This window comes from Bradyrhizobium sp., from assembly GCF_019244115.1.
Taxonomy (GTDB): Bacteria; Pseudomonadota; Alphaproteobacteria; order Rhizobiales; family Xanthobacteraceae; genus Bradyrhizobium.
In genome coordinates this window covers 1-5,144 of record NZ_JAFATE010000236.1, presented here as the reverse complement: position 1 = coordinate 5,144, position 5,144 = coordinate 1, and the positions used below count along the sequence as shown (strand labels likewise).

General features: G+C 63.5%; 5 protein-coding genes. 4 read left to right on the top strand and 1 reads right to left on the bottom strand.

Translation table 11 applies throughout. From position 1 onward, the window contains the following. Positions 1–13 precede the first annotated feature (13 nt). Together JOZ76_RS10615 and JOZ76_RS10610 are read left to right on the top strand one after the other, a co-directional pair. Positions 14–1,420, top strand: coding sequence for a radical SAM protein (locus JOZ76_RS10615; protein ID WP_291698587.1), 1,407 nt, complete (start codon positions 14–16; stop codon positions 1,418–1,420). Between the two features lie 6 nt (positions 1,421–1,426). After that, complete coding sequence (locus JOZ76_RS10610) at positions 1,427–1,699, top strand: hypothetical protein (RefSeq protein WP_291698586.1); 273 nt, start codon at positions 1,427–1,429, stop codon at positions 1,697–1,699. Between the two features lie 36 nt (positions 1,700–1,735). On the opposite strand, the gene JOZ76_RS10605 is transcribed toward JOZ76_RS10610, so the two are convergent. Beyond that, the gene (locus JOZ76_RS10605; RefSeq protein ID WP_291698585.1) at positions 1,736–2,101 is read right to left on the bottom strand and encodes a response regulator; all 366 of its coding nucleotides are present in this window, start codon (positions 2,099–2,101) and stop codon (positions 1,736–1,738) included. 188 nt (positions 2,102–2,289) lie between these two features. Here JOZ76_RS10605 and JOZ76_RS10600 point away from each other — a divergent pair, with 188 nt between their 5' ends. Together JOZ76_RS10600 and typA are read left to right on the top strand one after the other, a co-directional pair. Beyond that, the gene (locus tag JOZ76_RS10600) at positions 2,290–3,054 is read left to right on the top strand and encodes a Crp/Fnr family transcriptional regulator (protein WP_291698584.1); all 765 of its coding nucleotides are present in this window, start codon (positions 2,290–2,292) and stop codon (positions 3,052–3,054) included. 222 nt (positions 3,055–3,276) lie between these two features. Continuing rightward, positions 3,277–5,103, top strand: a complete 1,827-nt coding sequence (gene typA / locus JOZ76_RS10595; RefSeq protein ID WP_291698583.1) for a translational GTPase TypA — start codon at positions 3,277–3,279, stop codon at positions 5,101–5,103. The last annotated feature ends 41 nt before the right edge of the window (positions 5,104–5,144 follow it).

Below are 5,144 nucleotides of genomic sequence, written 5' to 3'. Positions count from 1 at the left end.
CTAAGGCTCACCGATGAACGCGCCGCTGCGTAGATCCCGCCCCTACATCTTCTGGGGCCAGACCCAATCGCTGTGCGAAACCTGTCTCGCATTGGTGCCGACCAAGATCCAGCTTCTGGGCGATGAGGTCTGGTACGAGAAGCGCTGCCGCGAGCACGGCGTACAATCGACCCTGGTCTCCACCGATTCAGCCTATTGGCGGCGCTGCAAGGACTACATCAAGCCGGGCGACAGGCCGCTCACCTTCCAGCGGCGCACCGAGTACGGCTGCCCGTTCGACTGCGGCCTGTGCCCCGACCATGAGCAGCATTCCTGCCTTGCCTTGATCGAGATCACCGAGCACTGCAACCTCACTTGCCCGGTCTGCTTTGCCGGCTCCTCACCGGCACGAACCGCGTTCACGCCGCTGCCAAAAATCGAGAAAATGCTCGACGCCCTAGTGGCGAGCGAGGGCGAGCCCGACCTGGTGCAGATTTCCGGCGGCGAGCCGACCTTGCATCCGGATTTCTTCGCCATACTGGACGCGGTTCGCGCCCGGCCGATCCGCCATGTCATGATCAACACCAACGGCCTCAGGATCGCGCGCGAGCCGGACTTCGTGGCGCGGCTCGCGGAAAACCGGCGCGGCCTCGAGATCTACCTGCAGTTCGATTCACTGCAGCGCGATGCTCTGATCAATCTGCGCGGCGCGGATCTGCGAATGATCCGCCGCCAGGCGCTGGAGAACCTGGAACGGCACCGTCTTTCCACGACGCTGGTCGCGACCATCAAGCGCGGCGTCAACGATCATGAGATCGGCGATATCGTCCGTCACGCCCTGCAATGGAGCTGTGTGCGGGGCGTGACGCTGCAGCCGGTGCAGGACGCCGGCCGCAACGAGAATTTTGTCAAGGATCGCGACCGCATCATGCTGTCGGAAATCCGCCAGCGCGTGATCGAGACCGGCGTGTTCGGGGCGAACGACATGATCCCGCTGCCCTGCAACCCGGAAAGCATCTCGATCGGTTACGGCCTGCGCAACGGCGAGAGCGTGCTGCCGCTGACCTCGCTGATTCCGCAGGAGCAGTTGCTCGCGGTCATGCCCAACACGATCAGCCCCGAAAAATACCCGGCGCTGCGGGAGAAATTCGTCGAGCTGTTCTCGCTGTCATCGGGACCGCTCAACACCGGCGAGCGCGTCGCCGAATTGCTGTGCTGCCTGCCGACGTTCCAGGTACCTGACGGACTGAGCTACGAGAACATCTTTCGCGTCACCATCGTGCAGTTTCTCGACCGCTTCAATTTCTGCGTCGGTAACGTCAAACGCTCCTGCATCCATTTCGTCACGCAGGATGGCGAGATCATCCCATTCGATACCTACAATCTGTTCTATCGGGACGGGCAGATTGCCGAGATCCGCGCCCGTTTGGCCGGGAGTTGACCGACCATGAGCGATAACGAGCAAAGGCCGCCTATTCCCCGTCCGCTCGGCTCGATGCCGCCGGAGCATCAACCCAGCGGCTGTGTCACCGCGCTGATCGGAATCAGCGGAGTCATCCTGCTGCTGCCCGGCCTGTGCGCGTTGATTTTCATGGGCGGCTCGATCTCGTCGACGCGTTTCGACAGCAGCCTTGTGTCAATCCTTCTCCTCGCCTTCATCGCTGGGGCTTTCGGCGTCCTGATGATCTGGGCGGCGATTCGTCGGGCTTCGCGCCCGTGACCTTGGAATGGCCGAACGCCGCCAGCTGACGGCACGCTATTCGCTCCCCGCGCCGAACCGCTGCAACACCAGCAGCAGCGCCGCGGTCGTGCAGGGTTTTTGCAGCCGCGGTCGGTCCGCGAAGGCGCGAGGCACATTATCGCTGCCGTACCCCGTGACGAAGACAAAGGGGATTTTCTGCACTGCAAGCTGTTCTGCGATGGCAAAGCTGTTTTCGTGTCGCAGGCCGACGTCGAGCAGCGCAAGGTCCGGCGCACGTTCGGCGATCATTTCCAGGGCGCGCGCAACGGTTGACGTGGTGCGCGCGCTCTTCACACCGAGACGGAGAACCGTCTCCTCGAGATCGAGCGCGATGAATGGATCGTCCTCGACGATCAGCACGTCATTGGGGAGGCTAGTCATTGTGTGTCAGCGGGTTCTTAGGCATCAGACGGCCCGCTGCCGACGCCTCCTTGCAAGCACATCGACGGGTTCCGAGCCAAGGTCAGCACATTCCGCGCACCGCCGTCTGTTCACTTGTCGACATTTTCCCCGGAACCCATTCACCGCCTGCATGGTTGATATGGGTCCAGGGAGGGAGGAACGCCCTTATGCTTACCCGACGCGACGCGGCGGCCGAGGTCAACGACCGCCCGTACAACAACCTGCTGCGCCGCCTCAATCGATCCGACTTTGCGCTGCTGGACCCATATTTGTCCCCGCACGATGCCGCGGCCAACGATCTGCTCTACAACCCCGGGGACGACGTCGATACCGTCCACTTTCCCTGCGGCCCGGCCCTCGCCACCTATCTGGTCGCCAATGAGGACGGCCGCGACGTCGAGACCATCCTGGTCGGCCGGGAGGGCGCGGTCGGCGGGATCGTCAGTCACGGATACCTTCCGGCCTATACGCGCATCATCGTCAAGTTTGGCGGGCCGTTCGCCAAGCTGCCGGTTGCCAGGCTCGAAGCCGCAAAAATGAAGTCCCTGACGCTGCGCAACGTCTTCGCCCGCTACGCCGACTGCATGCTCGCGCAGATGTTTCAGTCGACCGCCTGCAACGCGATTCACTCCATCGAGCAGCGCGCCGCGAAATGGATCGTCTCCGCCATGGACCGCACGGACAATGAGGCGACGGTGCCGCTGACCCATGAGCAGCTGGCGACCCTGCTCGGGGTCGGCCGCTCCTATGCCAGCCGGGTGCTCCAGACCCTCAAGGCCGAAGGCATTTTGGAGACCCGGCGGGGCGCGATCCTGGTGCGTGACCGCGTCGCCCTGCAGGCGCGGGCCTGCCTCTGCAACGAATCGGTCAAAAGTCATTTCGAGGAGGTCCTGCGCGGGGTTTACCCGACTGCCGAGCTGGGCGGCGTCTGAGGAATCCGGTCGATCGGCCCCAAAACAACCCATTGTTTTTTGGCGTTTCCCGACTATATTGCGCCGCAGCGTGTAGGGTATGCCCGGTCCGGTCGGCCGGGCTTCCTTTTTGGGACCAGGTGGTCCTGCTGGTTTCCGCCAAGCGTCATCCGCAAGACGAGGTCCCGGTGTAGGGATAGCCGGAGCGCGTGATCTATTTGCACGACCGATAAAGAAGCCGCCATGAACCTTCGCAACGTTGCCATCATCGCCCACGTCGACCACGGCAAGACCACGCTGGTCGACCGCCTGCTGCAGCAGTCCGGAACTTTTCGCGAGAACCAGAAGGTCGCCGAACGCGCCATGGACTCCAATGACCTGGAGCGGGAGCGCGGCATCACCATTCTGGCCAAGGCCGCTTCGGTCGCCTGGAAGGACACCCGCATCAACATTGTCGATACGCCGGGCCATGCCGATTTCGGCGGCGAGGTCGAGCGCATCCTTAACATGGTCGACGGCGCGCTGGTGCTGGTGGATGCCGCCGAGGGCCCCCTGCCGCAGACCAAATTCGTCGTCTCCAAGGCGCTGAAAGTCGGTCTGAAGCCGATCGTGGTCATCAACAAGGTCGACCGCCCCGATGCGCGGCCGACCGAGGTCATCAACGAGGTGTTCGATTTGTTCGCGGCGCTCGATGCCAGCGAGGAGCAGCTCGATTTCCCAATCCTTTACGGCTCGGCCAAGCAGGGCTGGATGGCGGAGAGCCCGGATGGCCCGAAAGAGCAGGGCATGCAGCCGCTGTTCGACCTGATCCTGCGCCACGTCCCGGCGCCGCAGATCGAGCCGGGCCCGTTCCGGATGATCGGCACCATTCTGGAGGCCAATCCCTATCTCGGGCGCATCATCACCGGCCGCATCACCTCCGGCCTGATCAAGCCGAACCAGCAGGTCAAGGTGCTGTCGGCCGACGGCAAGGTGATCGAGCAGGGCCGGCTCACGAAAATTCTCGCCTTCCGCGGCATCGAGCGCACCCCGCTCGATGAGGCCGAAGCCGGCGATATCGTCGCCATCGCCGGCCTCACCAAGGGCACCGTCGCCGATACGTTCTGCGATCCTGCGATCGAGACGCCGCTGCCGGCGCAGCCGATCGATCCGCCGACCGTGTCGATGTCGTTCATCGTCAACAACTCGCCGCTCGCCGGCACCGAGGGCGACAAGGTGACGAGCCGCATGATCCGCGACCGGTTGCTGCGGGAGGCGGAGGGCAATGTCGCGCTCCGCGTGACCGAATCGGCCGACAAGGATTCCATGGAGGTCGCCGGCCGCGGCGAATTGCAGCTCGCGATCCTGATCGAGACCATGCGGCGCGAGGGCTTTGAGCTCTCGGTGTCGCGGCCCCGCGTGGTGTTCAAGAAGGATGAAGCCACCGGCGCGCTGCAGGAGCCGATCGAGGAAGTCGTGATCGACGTCGACGAGGAGCATTCCGGCGTCGTTGTACAGAAGATGAGCGAACGAAAAGCGGAATTGATCGAAATGCGCCCGTCCGGCGGCAACCGCCTGCGCCTGGTGTTTTACGCGCCGACGCGCGGCCTGATCGGCTATCAGGGCGAACTGCTCACCGACACCCGCGGCACCGCGATCATGAACCGCCTGTTCCACGGCTATGCGCCGTTCAAGGGCGATATCCAGGGCCGCCGCAACGGCGTCCTGATCTCCAACGACCAGGGCGAGGCGGTAGCCTATGCCATGTTCAAGCTGGAAGACCGCGGCCCGATGATGATCGAGCCGGGCTGGAAGGTCTATCGCGGCATGATCGTCGGCGAGCACACCCGTGACAACGATCTCGAGATCAACGTGCTCAAGGGCAAGCAGCTCACCAACATCCGCACCACCTCGAAGGACGAGGCGGTGCGCCTGACGCCGCCGATCCGCATGACGCTGGAGAAGGCGCTCGCCTATATCCAGGACGACGAGCTGGTCGAGGTGACGCCGAAATCGATCCGCCTGCGCAAGAAGTTCTTGGATCCGAACGAGCGCAAGCGCGCCGAAAAGGCCCGGGAAGCGGTCGCCTAACCCACTGACTTGAAGACAGAAATTCGTCATGGCCGGGCTTG

Excerpts from the sequence above, each read along its gene's own strand:
- JOZ76_RS10600 (WP_291698584.1), top strand. The coding sequence starts at position 2,290 with ATGCTTACCCGACGCGACGCGGCGGCCGAGGTCAACGACCGCCCGTAC.
- JOZ76_RS10615 (WP_291698587.1), top strand. The coding sequence starts at position 14 with ATGAACGCGCCGCTGCGTAGATCCCGCCCCTACATCTTCTGGGGCCAG.
- JOZ76_RS10605 (WP_291698585.1), bottom strand. The coding sequence starts at position 2,101 with ATGACTAGCCTCCCCAATGACGTGCTGATCGTCGAGGACGATCCATTC.
- typA (WP_291698583.1), top strand. The coding sequence starts at position 3,277 with ATGAACCTTCGCAACGTTGCCATCATCGCCCACGTCGACCACGGCAAG.
- JOZ76_RS10610 (WP_291698586.1), top strand. The coding sequence starts at position 1,427 with ATGAGCGATAACGAGCAAAGGCCGCCTATTCCCCGTCCGCTCGGCTCG.